The 14,652-nt window shown below is 65.3% G+C and carries 16 protein-coding genes; 6 read left to right on the forward strand and 10 right to left on the reverse strand.

Annotation, left to right across the window (positions count from 1 at the left end; translation table 11 throughout):
- Positions 1 to 4: 4 nt before the first annotated feature.
- From murU to AC56LW_RS18535, 3 genes are read left to right on the forward strand one after another with little or no spacing between them, the layout of a single operon-like run.
- Entirely contained in the window at positions 5 to 727 is a 723-nt protein-coding gene (gene murU, locus AC56LW_RS18525) for an N-acetylmuramate alpha-1-phosphate uridylyltransferase MurU (RefSeq protein WP_332533236.1), read from the forward strand.
- Positions 724 to 2,070, forward strand: a complete 1,347-nt coding sequence (gene pepP, locus AC56LW_RS18530) for a Xaa-Pro aminopeptidase (protein WP_499636661.1) — start codon at positions 724 to 726, stop codon at positions 2,068 to 2,070. The genes murU and pepP overlap by 4 nt, the downstream gene beginning before the upstream one ends.
- Positions 2,067 to 3,215, forward strand: a complete 1,149-nt coding sequence (locus AC56LW_RS18535) for a UbiH/UbiF/VisC/COQ6 family ubiquinone biosynthesis hydroxylase (protein ID WP_499636663.1) — start codon at positions 2,067 to 2,069, stop codon at positions 3,213 to 3,215. The genes pepP and AC56LW_RS18535 overlap by 4 nt, the downstream gene beginning before the upstream one ends.
- A gap of 111 nt (positions 3,216 to 3,326) precedes the next feature.
- On the opposite strand, the gene AC56LW_RS18540 is transcribed toward AC56LW_RS18535, so the two are convergent.
- From AC56LW_RS18540 to AC56LW_RS18560, 5 genes are all read right to left on the reverse strand, one after another.
- Entirely contained in the window at positions 3,327 to 4,013 is a 687-nt protein-coding gene (locus AC56LW_RS18540; RefSeq protein WP_332533239.1) for a type 1 glutamine amidotransferase domain-containing protein, read from the reverse strand.
- Between the two features lie 89 nt (positions 4,014 to 4,102).
- Positions 4,103 to 4,708, reverse strand: a complete 606-nt coding sequence (locus AC56LW_RS18545) for a TetR/AcrR family transcriptional regulator (RefSeq protein WP_499636665.1) — start codon at positions 4,706 to 4,708, stop codon at positions 4,103 to 4,105.
- Positions 4,709 to 4,840: 132 nt separating this feature from the next.
- The gene (locus AC56LW_RS18550) at positions 4,841 to 6,298 is read right to left on the reverse strand and encodes an NAD(P)(+) transhydrogenase (Re/Si-specific) subunit beta (protein ID WP_499636667.1); all 1,458 of its coding nucleotides are present in this window, start codon (positions 6,296 to 6,298) and stop codon (positions 4,841 to 4,843) included.
- Positions 6,295 to 6,615: an NAD(P) transhydrogenase subunit alpha part 2 gene (locus tag AC56LW_RS18555; RefSeq protein WP_332533242.1), complete on the reverse strand. Its 321-nt coding sequence runs from the start codon at positions 6,613 to 6,615 to the stop codon at positions 6,295 to 6,297. Before AC56LW_RS18555 ends, AC56LW_RS18550 begins: the two co-directional genes overlap by 4 nt.
- Positions 6,616 to 6,653: 38 nt before the next feature.
- Positions 6,654 to 7,766 (reverse strand): Re/Si-specific NAD(P)(+) transhydrogenase subunit alpha, encoded by a 1,113-nt coding sequence (locus tag AC56LW_RS18560; RefSeq protein ID WP_499636669.1) that lies wholly within the window; start codon positions 7,764 to 7,766, stop codon positions 6,654 to 6,656.
- Positions 7,767 to 8,014: 248 nt separating this feature from the next.
- Here AC56LW_RS18560 and AC56LW_RS18565 point away from each other — a divergent pair, with 248 nt between their 5' ends.
- Both AC56LW_RS18565 and mnmA read left to right on the forward strand, forming a co-directional pair.
- Complete coding sequence (locus AC56LW_RS18565; protein WP_258835919.1) at positions 8,015 to 8,497, forward strand: NUDIX hydrolase; 483 nt, start codon at positions 8,015 to 8,017, stop codon at positions 8,495 to 8,497.
- A 21-nt stretch (positions 8,498 to 8,518) separates the two neighbouring features.
- Entirely contained in the window at positions 8,519 to 9,631 is a 1,113-nt protein-coding gene (gene mnmA, locus AC56LW_RS18570) for a tRNA 2-thiouridine(34) synthase MnmA (protein WP_499636671.1), read from the forward strand.
- 7 nt (positions 9,632 to 9,638) lie between these two features.
- Here mnmA and AC56LW_RS18575 read toward each other — a convergent pair whose 3' ends face one another.
- Positions 9,639 to 11,417, reverse strand: coding sequence for a sensor domain-containing phosphodiesterase (locus AC56LW_RS18575; RefSeq protein WP_499636673.1), 1,779 nt, complete (start codon positions 11,415 to 11,417; stop codon positions 9,639 to 9,641).
- A 168-nt stretch (positions 11,418 to 11,585) separates the two neighbouring features.
- Between AC56LW_RS18575 and AC56LW_RS18580 the strand changes: the two genes are divergently transcribed.
- A complete protein-coding gene (locus tag AC56LW_RS18580) occupies positions 11,586 to 12,332 on the forward strand; it encodes a GAF domain-containing protein (protein ID WP_499636674.1) in 747 nt (248 codons plus the stop codon).
- 6 nt (positions 12,333 to 12,338) lie between these two features.
- Here the strand turns inward: AC56LW_RS18580 and AC56LW_RS18585 are convergent, their stop codons facing one another.
- The 4 genes from AC56LW_RS18585 to AC56LW_RS18600 all read right to left on the reverse strand — a co-directional run bounded on the left by AC56LW_RS18585 (position 12,339) and on the right by AC56LW_RS18600 (position 14,651).
- Entirely contained in the window at positions 12,339 to 12,734 is a 396-nt protein-coding gene (locus AC56LW_RS18585; RefSeq protein WP_332533248.1) for an ANTAR domain-containing response regulator, read from the reverse strand.
- A 33-nt stretch (positions 12,735 to 12,767) separates the two neighbouring features.
- Complete coding sequence (locus AC56LW_RS18590; RefSeq protein ID WP_258835924.1) at positions 12,768 to 13,550, reverse strand: 5'-3' exonuclease; 783 nt, start codon at positions 13,548 to 13,550, stop codon at positions 12,768 to 12,770.
- A gap of 89 nt (positions 13,551 to 13,639) precedes the next feature.
- Entirely contained in the window at positions 13,640 to 14,320 is a 681-nt protein-coding gene (locus AC56LW_RS18595) for a glutathione S-transferase (protein WP_499636676.1), read from the reverse strand.
- Positions 14,321 to 14,390: 70 nt separating this feature from the next.
- Positions 14,391 to 14,651 carry a DUF6587 family protein gene (locus AC56LW_RS18600; RefSeq protein ID WP_499503995.1) on the reverse strand — a complete coding sequence of 87 codons (261 nt, stop codon included), beginning with the start codon at positions 14,649 to 14,651 and terminating at the stop codon, positions 14,391 to 14,393.
- Position 14,652: the final 1 nt, after the last annotated feature.

Genomic DNA, 14,652 nt, shown 5'->3' on the forward strand with positions numbered 1-14,652 from the left:
CATCATGAAAGCGATGATTTTTGCCGCCGGCCGCGGCGAGCGCATGCGGCCACTCACCGATACCTGCCCGAAGCCCCTGCTCAAGGTGCGCGGCCGGCCCCTGATCACCTGGCACGTGCTGAACCTGGTGCGCGCCGGGATTGTCGACATCGTCATCAACCACTCGCACCTGGGCCACATGATCGAGGCCGAGCTGGGTGACGGCAGCCGCTACGGCGCGCGCATCGTCTACTCGCACGAACCGAGCCCGCTCGAGACGGCCGGCGGCGTGGCCAATGCGCTGCACCTGCTGGGCGACGAACCGTTCCTGGCGGTGTCGGGTGACATCTACGCGCCCTACTTCGACTTTACCGAGGCGCTGGACGCGCTCAAGGACAAGGATGCGGTGGGCCAGGTCTACCCGGTCGACCAGCGCGACATCGCCTGGCTGTGGCTCACGCCGAACCCGTGGCACAACCCGGAAGGCGACTTTGCAGTCGACATGTACACGCTGCGTAACGAGGGTGAGACCAAGTTCAACTTCGCCGGCATCGGCGTGTACCGGCCCGAGATGTTCGACGGCATCCGCGCGGGCGAATTCGTCAAGTTCGGTCCCCTGATGCGCCAGTACATCGAGCAGGGTCGCATCGGCGGCGAGGTGTATCACGGCCAGTGGGTCAATGTCGGCACCGTCGGCCAGCTCGAAGAACTGAACGCGCCGCTGCGGCCGGCCAAGTCGGCGCCATGATGCCGGCCGGCGCCGTGCATGCGGATCGGCGCGCGCGCGTGCTGGCGCAGATGCCGCCAGGCGCGGTGGCGGTGCTGGGCACGGCGCCCGAAGTCATGCGCAATGGCGACAGCCCGTATCCGTACCGGCACGACAGCTATTTTTACTACCTGAGCGGCTTCGCCGAGCCTGACAGCGTCATCGTGCTGGTGGCGGCGCTCGATGCGCGCCCTGCCCGCGCGATCCTGTTCTGCCGCGCGAAAGACCCTGACCACGAAATCTGGGACGGCTTTCGCTATGGGCCCGATGCGGCGCGCACGGCGTTCGGGTTCGACGAGGCGTATCCGGTCGACGAACTCGATCACCGCATGGTGGGCATGCTGTCGAATGCACCGGCCCTGTACTACGCGCCGGGGCACAGCGCAGCGCTCGATGCGCAGATCACCGGCTGGCTGAAGGGCGTGCGCGCGCTGGGCCGCACCGGCGTGACGGCGCCGGCGACGACGCACAACTTGCTGGTACTGCTGGACGAGATGCGGCTGCTGAAGGACGCGCACGAAGTGGACCTGATGGCGCGCGCCGGCGCCATCTCGGCTGCGGCGCATGCACGCGCGATGCGCGCCACGCGGCCCGGGATGATCGAGTACGAGATCGAGGCCGAGCTGCTGCACGAGTTTCGCCGCAACGGCGCACAGGCGCCGGCGTATTCGTCGATCGTCGCTTCGGGCCCGAATGCCTGCGTGCTGCACTATATTGCCAACGACCGCCGCATTCTCGATGGCGAGCTGGTACTGATCGACGCCGGCTGCGAAGTCGATGGCTACGCGGGCGACATCACGCGTACCTATCCGGCCAATGGCCGCTTCACGGCGCCGCAGCGCACGCTGTACGAACTGGTGCTGCGCGCGCAGGCCGCGGCGCTGGCGGCCGTCCGGCCCGGGCAACCGTACAGCGGCATCCACGAGGCGGCGGTGCGGGTACTGACCGAAGGGATGCTCGACCTGGGCCTGCTCGACCAACGCAAGGTCGGCTCGGTCGACGACGCGATCGACACACGCGCATTCGCCCAGTTCTACATGCACGGCACCGGCCACTGGCTGGGGATGGACGTGCACGATGTGGGCGTGTACCGCGACCTGGCGCTGCCCGACAAGCCATCGCGCGCGCTGCAGCCGGGCATGGCGCTGACGGTGGAGCCGGGCATCTACGTACGGCCGGCCGACGGCGTGCCCGAAGAATACTGGAACATCGGCATCCGGATCGAGGACGACGTCGTCGTCACCGATACGGGCGCGCGCATCCTGACGGACGGCGTACCGAAAGACGTGGCGGAGATTGAAGCATGGATGAAGGCAGCACGATGACCAACCAAACACACGACGTCGATGTGGCGATCTGCGGCGCGGGGCCGGTGGGCCTGGCGCTGGCAGGCTTTCTGGTCCGGCGTGGCATCGCCGGGACGCGCATCGCGCTCATCGACGGCAAGTCGCTGGGCCAGGCGATTTCGGATCCGCGTTCGATCGCGCTGTCGTGGGGCAGCGCGCAACTGCTGCAAGAGGTAGGCGCCTGGCCGCTGGCCGCCACGCCGATCCACGAGATCCACGTCTCGCGCCGCGGCCAGCTGGGTCGCAGCCTGATGCAGCGCGAAGACCACGATGTCCCGGCGCTGGGCTATGTGACGCGCTACGGCGCCGTGGTCGATGCGCTGGCGAAGGTCGGCGAGCAGGCGGGTGTAACGATGCTGCGCCCGGCGCGCGTGACGTCGCTCGATGAACAGCCCAATGCCGCACTACTGCACCTGGACGACGGCAGCACAGTGCGTGCACGGGTGGCGGTGCAGGCCGAAGGCGGCCTGTTTGGCGCGCAGGACCAGCGCGCCCGCAGCCGCGATTACGAACAGAGCGCCGTGATCGCGCGCGTGACGACATCGATGCCGATCGCGCACCGCGCGTTCGAGCGCTTCACCGACGAAGGTCCGCTGGCACTGCTGCCTGAAGACGGCGCCGATGGCCACCAGTACGCGCTGGTCTGGTGCATGCGCCCGGAGCGCGCACAGGCGATCCTGGCGCTGGACGACACGCGCTTCCTGACGCAGCTGGGCGAGGCCTTCGGCGCCCGCCTGGGCGCCTTCACGAAGGTATCGTCACGCAACGCCTTCCCGCTCGGCCTGAACGCCGAAGCGCGCGCCACGGCCCGCACGGTCGCCATCGGCAATGCCGCGCAAACGCTGCACCCGGTGGCTGGCCAGGGCCTGAACCTGGGCCTGCGCGACGCCGCCGTGCTGGCACGCCAGCTGGCGCGCGGAACAGACCCAGAGGCGATCGCCCGCTTCACACAAGACCGCGCAGGGGACCGGCGCACGACCATCGGCCTGACCGACACGATGGCCCGCGCCTTCACCATCCCCGGTCCGCTGCAGCCACTTCTCGGCCTGGGCCTGGCCGCCCTCGACCTGACCCGCCCCGCCCGCACCCTGCTGGCCGACCTGATGATGTTCGGCCGCCGCTAACCCGGAGCAATTACCCAACAATTGGGGTCAGAGTCGAATTGTTTGACAACGTTTTGTTAAATGGCCGCCAATACATTGCCAACGGCGATGTATTGGCGGCTGCCATGTCTGTCACGCAGCGCGCGACAGCGCTTCCAGCAGCTTGGTGGCAGTGGCCGCCGACGAACCCGGATTCTGGCCGGTGATCAGCAAGCCATCGGTGACCACATACGAACCCCAGTCGTCGGTGCGCGAATAGTTGCCGCCTTTTGCCTTGAGCTCGTCTTCCACCAGGAATGGCACGATGTCCGTCAGTTCGACAGCCGCTTCTTCGGTATTGGTAAAGCCCGTGACGCGCTTGCCCTGCACGAGTGGCGTGCCGTCAGCATTCTTCACGTGACGCAGCACGCCCGGTGCGTGGCAGACCAGCGCCACCGGCTTGTTCGCAGCGATGAACGACTCGATCAGCGCGATCGAGTTGCGGTCTTCGGCCAGGTCCCACAGCGGGCCGTGGCCACCCGGGTAGAACACGGCATCGAAATCAGCCTGCGAGACGGTGTCAAGACGCACGGTCGCGGCCAGTTGCGCGTTCGCAGCGGCATCGGCCTTGAAGCGGCGGGTGTCATCGGTCTGGGCCGATGCGTCATCACTCTTCGGGTCGAGCGGCGGCTGGCCACCGGCAGGCGAAGCCAGCACGATGTTGGCGCCGGCTTCCTTCAGTGCGTAGTACGGGGCAGCCAGCTCTTCGAGCCAGAAGCCGGTCTTGCGGCCGGTGTTGCCCAGGGTGTCGTGCGAAGTCAGTACGATCAGGATGTTCATGGTGTAGCTCCTTGCTGTTGAGTTTAATAGACCAGTCGTCTAGATTACGTGTCAAAAAAACGCTTCATGTGAAGCGTTTGGTATTCATGTTATTCGGGCAATTGCAACAGGCGCCGTGTGGTCGCCAGCGCCGCATCGAACGCCACCGCATCCCGCGCGATCTTGGCCATGAGGCTGGCGCCCAGCCAGAGCTGATACAGGCTCTGCGCCACCTGCCCTGCCTCGCCCTCCACCTTCAGCGAGCCGTCGGCGGTGCCGCCTTCGATGGCCTCGGCCAGACGGGCGACGATGCCGGCGGTGCCTTGCTTGAGCGTCAGGCGCATCGGCTCGGACAAATCGACCACTTCCGCGCCCAGCTTGACGGCCAGGCACTTGCCCTGGCAATCGTCAAATGACTGGTTCGTGCGCCATTGCCCGAAGTAGGTCAGCAATTTGCCGGCCATCGGTGCAGTTGGCTCGCGCAGCGTGACGTCCATCTCTGCCAGATACGCGTCGAAATACCGTGCCAGCAGCGCTTCTCCGAACGCATCTTTCGAGCCGAAGTAATGGTAGAACGATCCCTTCGGCACGCCCGCCGAGACCAGGATCTCGTTCAGCCCCACCGCCGAAAACCCTTTGCCAGCCATGATGCGCTGCCCGACGTCGAGGATGTTGTCGCGAACGCCGGACGATTCAGAGGTCAATGCTTTTGCCATGGACCCACTATACAGCAAAATTAGACCAGTCGTCTAGAATCGTATTCAAGCGAGCCACGAGGTCGAATAGTCAGAGTTCCTGAAGGCTATTAGCCAATAATTCGACTCTGACCCTAATTGTTGGGCTATTGCTTAGTCGACGGCTTTGACCATCGCTTCGATGACTTTTTTGGCGTCGCCGAAGACCATCATCGTGTTGGGCTGGTAGAACAGGTCGTTGTCCAGGCCCGCGTAGCCGGAGGCCATCGAGCGTTTGTTGACGATGATGCTTTTGGCCCGGTAGGCTTCCAGGATCGGCATGCCGGCAATCGCCGATTTCGGGTCTTTTGCCGCCGGGTTCACGACGTCATTGGCGCCCAGGACCAGCACCACGTCGGTCTGGCCGAATTCGCCGTTGATGTCTTCCATCTCGGCCACCTGGTCGTACGGTACTTCGGCTTCCGCCAGCAGCACGTTCATGTGGCCCGGCATGCGCCCGGCCACCGGGTGGATCGCGTAGCGCACCGTCACGCCGTGCGCGGTCAGCTTGTCGACCAGTTCCTTGACCGTGTGCTGGGCGCGCGCCACGGCCAGGCCGTAGCCGGGGACGATGATCACCGACTCGGCATTCTGCAGGATGAACGCGGCGTCTTCGGCCGAGCCGGATTTGACGGGCCGCTGCTCTTTCGCACCGCCAGCGTCGGCCACCGCTTCGCCGCCAAAGCCGCCCAGCAGCACATTGAAGAACGAGCGGTTCATCGCCTTGCACATGATGTACGACAGGATCGCGCCGCTCGAGCCCACCAGCGAGCCGGCGATGATCAGCATCGCGTTGTTGAGCGAAAAGCCGATCCCCGCCGCCGCCCAGCCCGAGTACGAGTTGAGCATCGAGACCACCACCGGCATGTCGGCCCCGCCGATCGGGATGATGATCAATACGCCCAGCACGAACGCCAGCGCCGCCATCACGATGAATGCGCCCCATGCGGGTTCAAGGCCATCGGCGAAGCAGAAGACCAGCCCCAGCGCGACAATCGCGATCGCGACCAGCAGGTTCAGGATGTGCTGGCCCGCGAAGCGCACCGGCGCGCCCTGGAACAGGCGGAACTTGTACTTGCCCGACAGCTTGCCGAACGCGATCACCGAGCCCGAAAACGTCACCGCGCCGACGAACGTGCCGATGAACAGTTCGAGCCGGTTCCCGAACGGCAGCGGTTCGCCCCGTGTCGTGATGTTGAAGGCCCACGGCTCGGAAACCGCTGCGATCGCGATGCAGACGGCGGCCAGCCCGATCAGCGAGTGCATCGCCGCGACCAGCTCCGGCATCTTGGTCATCTCGACTTTTTTCGCGGCGGTCGCGCCGATCGCGCCGCCCACGACCACGCCCAGCAGCACCAGGCCGAATCCCAGTCCCCCGCCCTGCTGCAGCCGCTCCTGCAGCTTGAGCATCAGCGCGATGGTGGTGAGCACCGCGATCGCCATGCCGGCCATGCCGAACGCATTGCCCAGGCGCGCGCTCGATGGCGACGACAATCCCTTGAGCGCCTGGATGAAGCACACCGAGGCGACCAGATAGAACAGCGTGACCAGATTCATGCTGATGGCGTTCATGCCGCGTCCTCCTGCTTGGGCGCTGCCTTGGGCGCCTTCTTGCGGAACATCTCCAGCATGCGCTGCGTGACCAGGAAGCCACCGAACACGTTCACGGCCGCCAGGGCCACGGCCAGCGTGCCGGCCACGCGCCCCGTCAAGCCTTCAGTCAGGCCGGCGGCCAGCATGGCGCCGACGATGACGATCGCCGAGATCGCGTTGGTGACGGCCATCAGGGGCGTGTGCAGCGCCGGGGTGACGGTCCAGACCACGTGGTAGCCGACGTAGATCGCCAGCACGAAGATGATCAGGTTGATGACGGTGTGGCTGATGTCCATGGTGTCTCCTGTCCGTTCTTGTCAACGATGCCAACGTCTTATGTGCGCAGCAGCTCTCCGGCGCTGCACATCAGGGTCGCGCGCACGATCTCGTCGTCGCGGTCGATATGAAACTGGCCGTCGGCGTCGATCACCAGCTTGAGAAAATCGAGCACGTTGCGCGCATACAGGGCCGACGCATCGGCCGGCACCAGCGTGGCCAGATCGGGTTCGCCGATGATGTGCACGCCGTGCCGGACGACCGTCGTGCCGATCTCGCTCAGCACGCAGTTGCCGCCCTGCGCCACGGCCATGTCGACGATCACGGACCCCGGCTTCATGGCGCGCACCGTGTCTTCACCGATCAGCACCGGCGCGCGCCGCCCCGGAATCAGGGCTGTGGTGATGATGATGTCGGCCAGCTTCGCGCGCTCGTGCACGAGCTGCGCCTGGCGCCGCATCCAGTCAGCGGGCATTGCGCGCGCATAGCCGCCGCTGCCGGCCGCGATCTCGCGCTCTTCGTCGGTTTCATACGGTACGTCGATGAATTTTGCGCCCAGCGACTCCACCTGTTCTTTCACTGGCGGGCGCACGTCGGACGCTTCGATCACGGCGCCCAGCCGCTTGGCGGTGGCGATTGCCTGCAGCCCGGCCACCCCGACACCCATGATCAGCACGCGCGCGGCCTTGACGGTGCCGGCGGCCGTCATCAGCATCGGCATGAAGCGCCCGTAGGTATTCGCGGCCAGCAGGATGGCCTTGTAGCCGGCGATGTTCGCCTGCGACGACAGCACGTCGAGCGATTGCGCGCGCGTGATGCGTGGCGCGGCTTCCAGGGCAAAGGCGGTGATGCCGGCCGTGGCCAGCGCAGCGAGATTCTCACCATCGAAGGGATCGAGCATGCCGACCAGCACCGCGTCGCGGCGCATCATGGCCAGTTCGCCGGCGGCGGGACTGCGCACCTTGAGCACCAGGTCGGCGCCGAACGCGCCAGGGGCATCGACGATGACGGCGCCGGCGGCCTCGAACGCCGCGTCTGGCGCCGCCGCATGCAGGCCGGCGCCGGCCTGCACCACGACCTCGTGGCGCGCGGCCAGCTTTTTCACGGTCTCGGGGGTGGCTGCAACACGGGTCTCGCCCGGCCGGGTTTCGGCCGGAATACCAATTCTCATGGATCCCTCCATTCGTTGAACTGCCGCGCCAGCAAATCTATCACGTCTTTACAGTGATTGTTCAAATATTAAATTTGCGTGGCCGATTTGATCCTCCGTAGACGCGGTGCAGGGCGCACCGGGCCATGATGGTTGTTTTTGCGTCAGATCAAGCCCGATTAACCACATGCCAACGTTGCAGGAAGCGACCGGCTGAGCAAACACGGGCCTTGTCAAGGTAGAATACCGGCTCATTTTCAAGGACAGGCATGAGCGATATCTTCAAACCATCGGTTACCGTGGCAGCGATCATCGAGCACGAGGGCCGGTTCCTGCTGATCGAAGAAGAGACGAGCGAAGGTATCAAGCTGAACCAGCCCGCCGGCCATCTCGACCCGCACGAATCGCTGGAACAGGCGGTGGTGCGCGAAGCGCTCGAAGAAACGGCGCACGAGTTCATCCCGCGCTCGCTGGTGGGCATGTACATGTCGCGCTACCACTCGAAGTCGCGCAATGCCGACGTCACCTACCTGCGCTTTACCTTTGCCGGCAGCGTCGGGCGCCAGTTCGACCAGCCTCTCGACGAAGGCATCCTGCGCACCATGTGGATGACGCGCGACGAAATCGCCGCCACGGTCGACCGCCACCGCAGCCCGATCGTGCTGCGCTGCGTGGACGACTACCTGGCCGGCCAGAGCACACCGCTCTCCCTGCTGCACACCCACCCTTCGGTGTTCGAAGGCGGGATCTGAAGAATTCACTACGGACGTAACATGCGCAAGAAAAAAGTCGTGATCGGGATGTCGGGCGGAGTCGACTCCTCGGTCGCGGCCTGGATGCTCAAGGAACAAGGCTACGACGTGGTCGGCCTGTTCATGAAGAACTGGGAAGACGACGACGATTCCGAATACTGCTCGACGCGCCAGGACTGGATCGACGCGGCCAGCGTGGCCGACGTGGTTGGCGTGGACATCGAGGCAGTCAACTTCGCCGCCGAATACAAGGACCGCGTGTTCGCCGAGTTCCTGCGCGAATACCAGGCCGGCCGCACCCCGAACCCGGACGTGCTGTGCAACGCCGAAATCAAGTTCAAGGCCTTTCTCGACCATGCGATGAAGCTGGGCGCCGACCTGATCGCCACCGGCCACTATGCACGCGTGCGCGAGAACACGGCCAGCGGCAGCTTCGAGCTGCTCAAGGCCTTCGACGCCACCAAGGACCAGAGCTATTTTCTGCATCGCCTGAGCCAGGCGCAGTTGTCCAAATCGCTGTTCCCGCTGGGCGAGATCCCGAAAACCGAGGTGCGCAAGATCGCCGAAAAACTCCAGCTGCCCAACGCGGCCAAGAAGGATTCGACGGGCATCTGCTTCATCGGCGAGCGGCCGTTCCGCGACTTTCTGAACCGCTACCTGGCCTACAAGCCGGGCCCGATCCGGCTCGACGACGGCACGCAGGTGGGCGAGCACGTCGGCCTGTCGTTCTACACGCTGGGCCAGCGCAAGGGGATCGGCATCGGGGGCCTGAAGTCACGCAAGACCGCTGACGGCATCAGCGAGCCATGGTTCGTCGCGCGCAAGGACATCGAGGCCAACACGCTCTACATCGTGCAGGGCCACGACCATCCCTGGCTGCTGTCGGATCGTCTGGAAGCCGGCCAGGCCAGCTGGATCGCCGGCCACGCCCCGGCGGCCGGCACGCTGTCGGCCAAGACCCGCTACCGCCAGGCCGACATGGCCTGCCGCGTGCTGGCCGATGGCGACGCGCGCTTTTCGCTCGACTTCGATGAAGCCCAATGGGCAGTCACGCCGGGCCAGTCGGCCGTGCTGTACGACGGCGACGTGTGCCTGGGCGGCGGCATCATCGACGTGCGCTCAAGCGCCGCCTGACGACACATCAAGGCTGGCGCGCCGCCAGCCATTCCACCAGCACGGCGGGCGCCAGCGGCCGCGCGTGCAGATAGCCCTGGATCTCGTCGCAGCCGGCCAGGCGCAGGAAATCTTCCACTTCCACCGTTTCGACGCCTTCGGCCACGACCTTGTGACCGAGGTCGTGCGACAGCTTGATCATCGTGCCCACCAGCGCGCGGCAACGTTCGTCCTGGACCAGGTTGCGCATGAAGCTCTGGTCGATCTTGACCACGTTCGCCGGCAGGCTTTGCAGGTACGACAGGCTGCTGTAGCCGGTGCCGAAGTCGTCGATCGCCAGTTGCACGCCGGCGCGCCCGAGGCGCTCGAGCGTGGCCTGCGCGACCTTCGGATTGCGCATCAGCGCGCTCTCGGTCAGCTCGATCACCAGGCACGACGGCGCCAGGCCATGGTGCTGCAACTCCATCAGCACGCGATCGCAGAAATCCGGCTCTTCCAGGTTCACGGCCGAGACATTCACCGCCACCTGCAACGCCAGGCCGTCCAGGCGCCACGCGACCATCTGGCGCAGCGCCGCGCGCAGCACCCACTCGGTGGTGGCGCGCGCCAGTGACGTCGTCTCGATCACCGGCATGAATTCACCGGGCGAGATCGCGCCGGCTGTCGGATGGTTCCAGCGCAGCAGCGCTTCGACGCCGACGCAGGCGCCGTCGAGCAGGCTGACCTTGGGCTGGAACACGAGATGCAGCTCATCGTCGCTCGCGAGCGCGGCGCCGAATTCGGTCACCAGCCAGAAGCGGCGCTGCAGGATCGCGTCGTGACGGGACGAGAATACGCGCACGCAGCGTTCGGCCGCCAGCGCATCGTGCGCCGCGCTGTGCATATTGCGCAGCAGGTCCAGGCCCTCGGTCTGGCCGACCGTGAACGGCGCGACGCCCACCGTCGTCGTCGTGATCAGGCGCGCCTGGCCATAACTGGCGCGGGCGTCGAGCCATGACTGCATCTGCTCGCAGAACGGTTCGATCGACAGGCCGCGCGGTGCGAAGAACGCAAACTGCGTGCTGCCCACATGATAGATCTTGCCAGCGCCGCCCAGGCGCAGCTGCGGCACCGTTTCACGCACCATGTCGTCGAGATAGCTCGAACCCATGACGCGCTGGGCGTCGCTCAGCTCCTGCGGACTGGCCAGACTGATCAGGGCAGCGATGCGCACCTCGCCAGTCGGCTCGTACAATTCAAGGTCATTGAAATCGATGATGAACTGGTTGCGGTTCGGCAGACCGCTGACCGGATCGACGCGGCCGAACGCATGCTGCAGTTCGATCTGCGCCATCACCATGGTCGCCAGGTCCGTCAGCGCCTGGCGCTCGGCCATGCTGACCTGGCGCGGCTCGGTACCGAGCACGCACATCGCGCCCAGGCAAAAGCCTTCGCTGGTCGTAAGCGGCGCGCCGGCATAGAAGCGGATCCCGCCGTCCGCCAGCGGGCTGTCGCGGAAATATGGATCCTCCAGCAGATCCGGCACGATCAGCACTTCGCGCTCATCGGCCACCATGGCGCATGGCGCTTTCATCCGCGGGATCGTGTCATGGGTAATGCCGACCTTTGACTTGAACCATTGACGGTTGGCGTCGGTCAGCGACACCGCTGCAATCGGCAACCCGAACAGCTGCGCAGCCATGCGCGTGATGCGATCGAATGCTTCGCTTGGCGGCGTATCGAGCAGTTCCAGGCGACGCAACGCATCAAGACGGGCAGTCTCGTACTGGGGCGACGCACAGTGCGGTTGAAAGAGCGGAGAATTCATGGAGAGACAACGCGCCGTTGCGCGTAAATATGACGAATCTGACGGACAAGAATCTATTGTTGCTAATAAAAAACTTCAGGTCAATCATTATTTTCAAGCGAATCGTTGTATTCGTCATTTTTAGTTGCTTCGTGTAAAATAAAAGCGGCGAATTACACGAACGATGTCATGAAAACACATGAATTTAACGATCCGATACTGACTACCCGCGAAGCAGCGCAGTTGCTTGGTGTTGCTGTCAGTACGGCCCAGGTATGGATGGAGAGCGGTGATTTGCCGGCCTGGAAGACGCCAGGCGGCCATCGCCGTGTACGCTACAGCGCCGTCATGCGCCTGGTGCGCGAGCGCGTGGCGTCAAAGGATGAGGTCAAGGCAGTCGGGCAGCCGGGTAGTGCTGAACTGGCGACCGAATTCTTGCCGGCGGCGGCGCCGGACTACCCGGTCCCGGCCAATGAGGCGCAGCGGCTGGCAGCACTCGCGCAAAGCGGCCTCATGAATTCGGAAGATGACACTGCCTTCGATCGCCTGACGTGGCTTGCCGGCCACGCCACGGCCTGCCCGATGGCGCTGATCACCTTGTTGTCAGCAGAGCGTCAGTGGTGCAAGTCGCGCGTCGGGGTGGAAAACCGCGAGACCACGCGTTCACTGGCCTTCTGCAGCCACGCGCTGATGCAGGATGAGCCTTTCGTGGTCGAGGATGCCAGTGCCGACCCGCGCTTTGCCGACAACCCGATGGTCACCGGCGCACCGTTCATCCGTTTTTATGCCGGCTACCCGGTACGCACCGCCGACGGGCTCGCGCTGGGTTCGCTGTGCGTGCTCGATACCGAGCCGCGCCGCCTGCGCGAGCGCGAGATGCGCGCACTGCGTGAACTGGCCGTGCTCGCGTCGGACGAAGTGCAGCGCCGCGCATAGCCTGTTTCAGCCCGGCTTGCCCGGCGCCTGCTGCTGCTTGACGAAGGCGATGACGGTATTGCGGATCGTCTTGAGCACGGTGTCGGCCTTGAACGGCTTGACGATGAAGCCGTGCACGCCCCGCCCCAGCGCGCTCTGGACTGCGGCGGCGTCGAGCGTGCCCGACACCAGAAACACGAGCGTCTTGGGCAGCGTCGCGCGCAACTGCTCGACCACGTCGCTGCCATCCTCGACCTGTTCGCGCGCGATGCAGATCACGTGCGGGTGGTGCTTGACCGCCAGCGCAAGCCCCAGCGCGCTGGTGTGCGTGGCACCGACCACGTTGTAGCTGCCGTCGGCCAGCACGGTGCCGAGCGTCGAGCGCGAGACGGCGTTTGCATCCACGATGACCGCTTTGAGCATAGCTTCACATTCCTTGTCAGTGCGCTGAAAAAATCAGCCTTCGTACGCCAGTGTCTTCCATGTCACGCCCAGGCGCACGTCCAGTTTCAGCGACACCAGACAGCGTGACATCTCCAGTATCTCACGCTCGGCGCGTAATCTCTCGCCGAGCGGCGTCTTGAGGATGCCGGCGCCGGCCATCACGGCCTCGAGATTGCCATACGCCCCCAGCAGGCGCGCCGCCGTCTTCATGCCCACTTTCGACACGCCCGGCACGCCATCGGTCGGGTCGCCCATCAGCGCCAGCAGGTCGTGCAATTGCTCGGGCGCCACGCCAAAGCGTGCACGGACCCAGGCGTCGTCGTGCCACTCGTTCTTGAAATGATCCCACACCAGCGCGCCGTGTGCGATCAAAGGATGCAGGTCCTTGTCGGTGGTGGCCACGACCGCCGTGCCGCGGCCTTCGGACAGCCAGCGCATCACGCCGGTGGCGATCACATCGTCGGCTTCGACCTCGGGCACCATCAGCACGTGCAGGCCAGCCGCGCGCAGGCGGTCGTGAAATTCGGGCAGCGCCGCGCGCAGTTCGGACGGCATCGCCGCCCTGCCCTCGCGGTAGCGCGGATACAGCGCATGGCGCCAGGTCGGGCCACCGTAATCAAAAGCAGCCAGCACGTGGGTCGGCGCATGTGCCTCGAGCACGTTGCGAAACGACGAGAACGCATGGCGCAGCGCGATGCTGGCCTTCAGGTCGGAATCGGGCTCGGGGCTGGCTTCGTAGACGCGGCGCACGATGTTCAGGCCGTCGATCGCGAGCAGCTTTCCCGGGTTAGACATGTGATGTGGTCATGAAGAGACGTGGAAGGCGCCCATCATAAACCGGTTGCACGGTCGCGGGAAGATGCGCGACCGTGGTGGGACTGGCCCTACTTCGCGTACGCGTACTCGCCACCGCGCTCGAGCGCGCGGCGGTACGCCGGCCGCGCATGGATGCGGGCCAGGAAATCGGTCAAGTTCGGGTACTTGGCGTCGAGCCCGCCGCGCGAGGCAGCCGCTTCCAGCGGGAAGCTCATCTGGATGTCGGCGGCGCTGAATTCTTCGCCGGCGAACCACGGGTGCTTGCCCAGTTCGGCTTCAAGATAAGACAGTTGCTGCGCGATCTGCGGCAGCACGAAGCTGCCCTTGACCTTTTGCGCGATGCCACGCGCGATCGGCTTGGCAAAGAACGGCATCGGCGTGCTTTCGATCTTGTCGAACACGAGCTTGAGCAGCAGTGGCGACATCATCGAGCCTTCGGCGAAGTGCAAAAAGTGCGTGTAGCGCAGGCGCGCCGGCGTGCGGGCGGCGGGCACCAGGCGCGGGGCATCCGTATCGGAGGCGCGCGCGGTGAGGTACTCGACGATGGCGCCCGATTCGGCCACCACGAGGTCGCCATCGGTGATCACGGGCGACTTGCCCAGCGGGTGCACGGCCTTGAGTTCGGGCGGGGCCAGCATCGTCTTGGGATCGCGCTCGTAGCGCTTGATCTCGTACTCGAGTCCGAGTTCTTCGAGCAGCCAGAGGATGCGCTGCGAGCGCGAATTGTTCAGGTGGTGGACGACGATCATGGCGTGGACAGGAAAGTGGAGATGGCGGCCAGCTTAGCACCGTTGGCCACGCACCTGCAGCCCGCTAGGGCTAGCGCTGGTGCAGCTTGATGACGCGATGCTTGCCTGCACCCTGCGGCGCCGGCGCCGCGGCTTTCGGGGCGCAGCTGCCGCAGCTGCCGCCACCGCAGGCGCCACCGCTGCTGGTGTCCAGCCAGCGCGCCAGCGCCGACTGGCGGCCGCCCTTCGTCAGCGCCAGCACCACGCGTGCGCGCAGCGGGGCCGGCAGGTACTTCGCGCCCAGGTACAGCGCGGCGATGGCAACGATGACGATGACGGTCAATTCTTGCATG

The sequence above is a fragment of the Telluria sp. LT2P80 genome (assembly GCF_059685955.1).

Bases quoted from the DNA above. Each gene is read 5' to 3' on its own strand.
- AC56LW_RS18550 (WP_499636667.1), bottom strand. From the start codon at position 6,298: ATGAACGCCATCAGCATGAATCTGGTCACGCTGTTCTATCTGGTCGCC.
- AC56LW_RS18540 (WP_332533239.1), bottom strand. From the start codon at position 4,013: ATGAACATCCTGATCGTACTGACTTCGCACGACACCCTGGGCAACACC.
- pepP (WP_499636661.1), top strand. From the start codon at position 724: ATGATGCCGGCCGGCGCCGTGCATGCGGATCGGCGCGCGCGCGTGCTG.
- AC56LW_RS18575 (WP_499636673.1), bottom strand. From the start codon at position 11,417: ATGAATTCTCCGCTCTTTCAACCGCACTGTGCGTCGCCCCAGTACGAG.
- AC56LW_RS18535 (WP_499636663.1), top strand. From the start codon at position 2,067: ATGACCAACCAAACACACGACGTCGATGTGGCGATCTGCGGCGCGGGG.
- AC56LW_RS18555 (WP_332533242.1), bottom strand. From the start codon at position 6,615: ATGGACATCAGCCACACCGTCATCAACCTGATCATCTTCGTGCTGGCG.
- AC56LW_RS18580 (WP_499636674.1), top strand. From the start codon at position 11,586: ATGAAAACACATGAATTTAACGATCCGATACTGACTACCCGCGAAGCA.
- AC56LW_RS18565 (WP_258835919.1), top strand. From the start codon at position 8,015: ATGAGCGATATCTTCAAACCATCGGTTACCGTGGCAGCGATCATCGAG.
- AC56LW_RS18560 (WP_499636669.1), bottom strand. From the start codon at position 7,766: ATGAGAATTGGTATTCCGGCCGAAACCCGGCCGGGCGAGACCCGTGTT.
- AC56LW_RS18590 (WP_258835924.1), bottom strand. From the start codon at position 13,550: ATGTCTAACCCGGGAAAGCTGCTCGCGATCGACGGCCTGAACATCGTG.
- AC56LW_RS18545 (WP_499636665.1), bottom strand. From the start codon at position 4,708: ATGGCAAAAGCATTGACCTCTGAATCGTCCGGCGTTCGCGACAACATC.
- murU (WP_332533236.1), top strand. From the start codon at position 5: ATGAAAGCGATGATTTTTGCCGCCGGCCGCGGCGAGCGCATGCGGCCA.
- AC56LW_RS18595 (WP_499636676.1), bottom strand. From the start codon at position 14,320: ATGATCGTCGTCCACCACCTGAACAATTCGCGCTCGCAGCGCATCCTC.
- AC56LW_RS18600 (WP_499503995.1), bottom strand. From the start codon at position 14,651: ATGCAAGAATTGACCGTCATCGTCATCGTTGCCATCGCCGCGCTGTAC.
- mnmA (WP_499636671.1), top strand. From the start codon at position 8,519: ATGCGCAAGAAAAAAGTCGTGATCGGGATGTCGGGCGGAGTCGACTCC.
- AC56LW_RS18585 (WP_332533248.1), bottom strand. From the start codon at position 12,734: ATGCTCAAAGCGGTCATCGTGGATGCAAACGCCGTCTCGCGCTCGACG.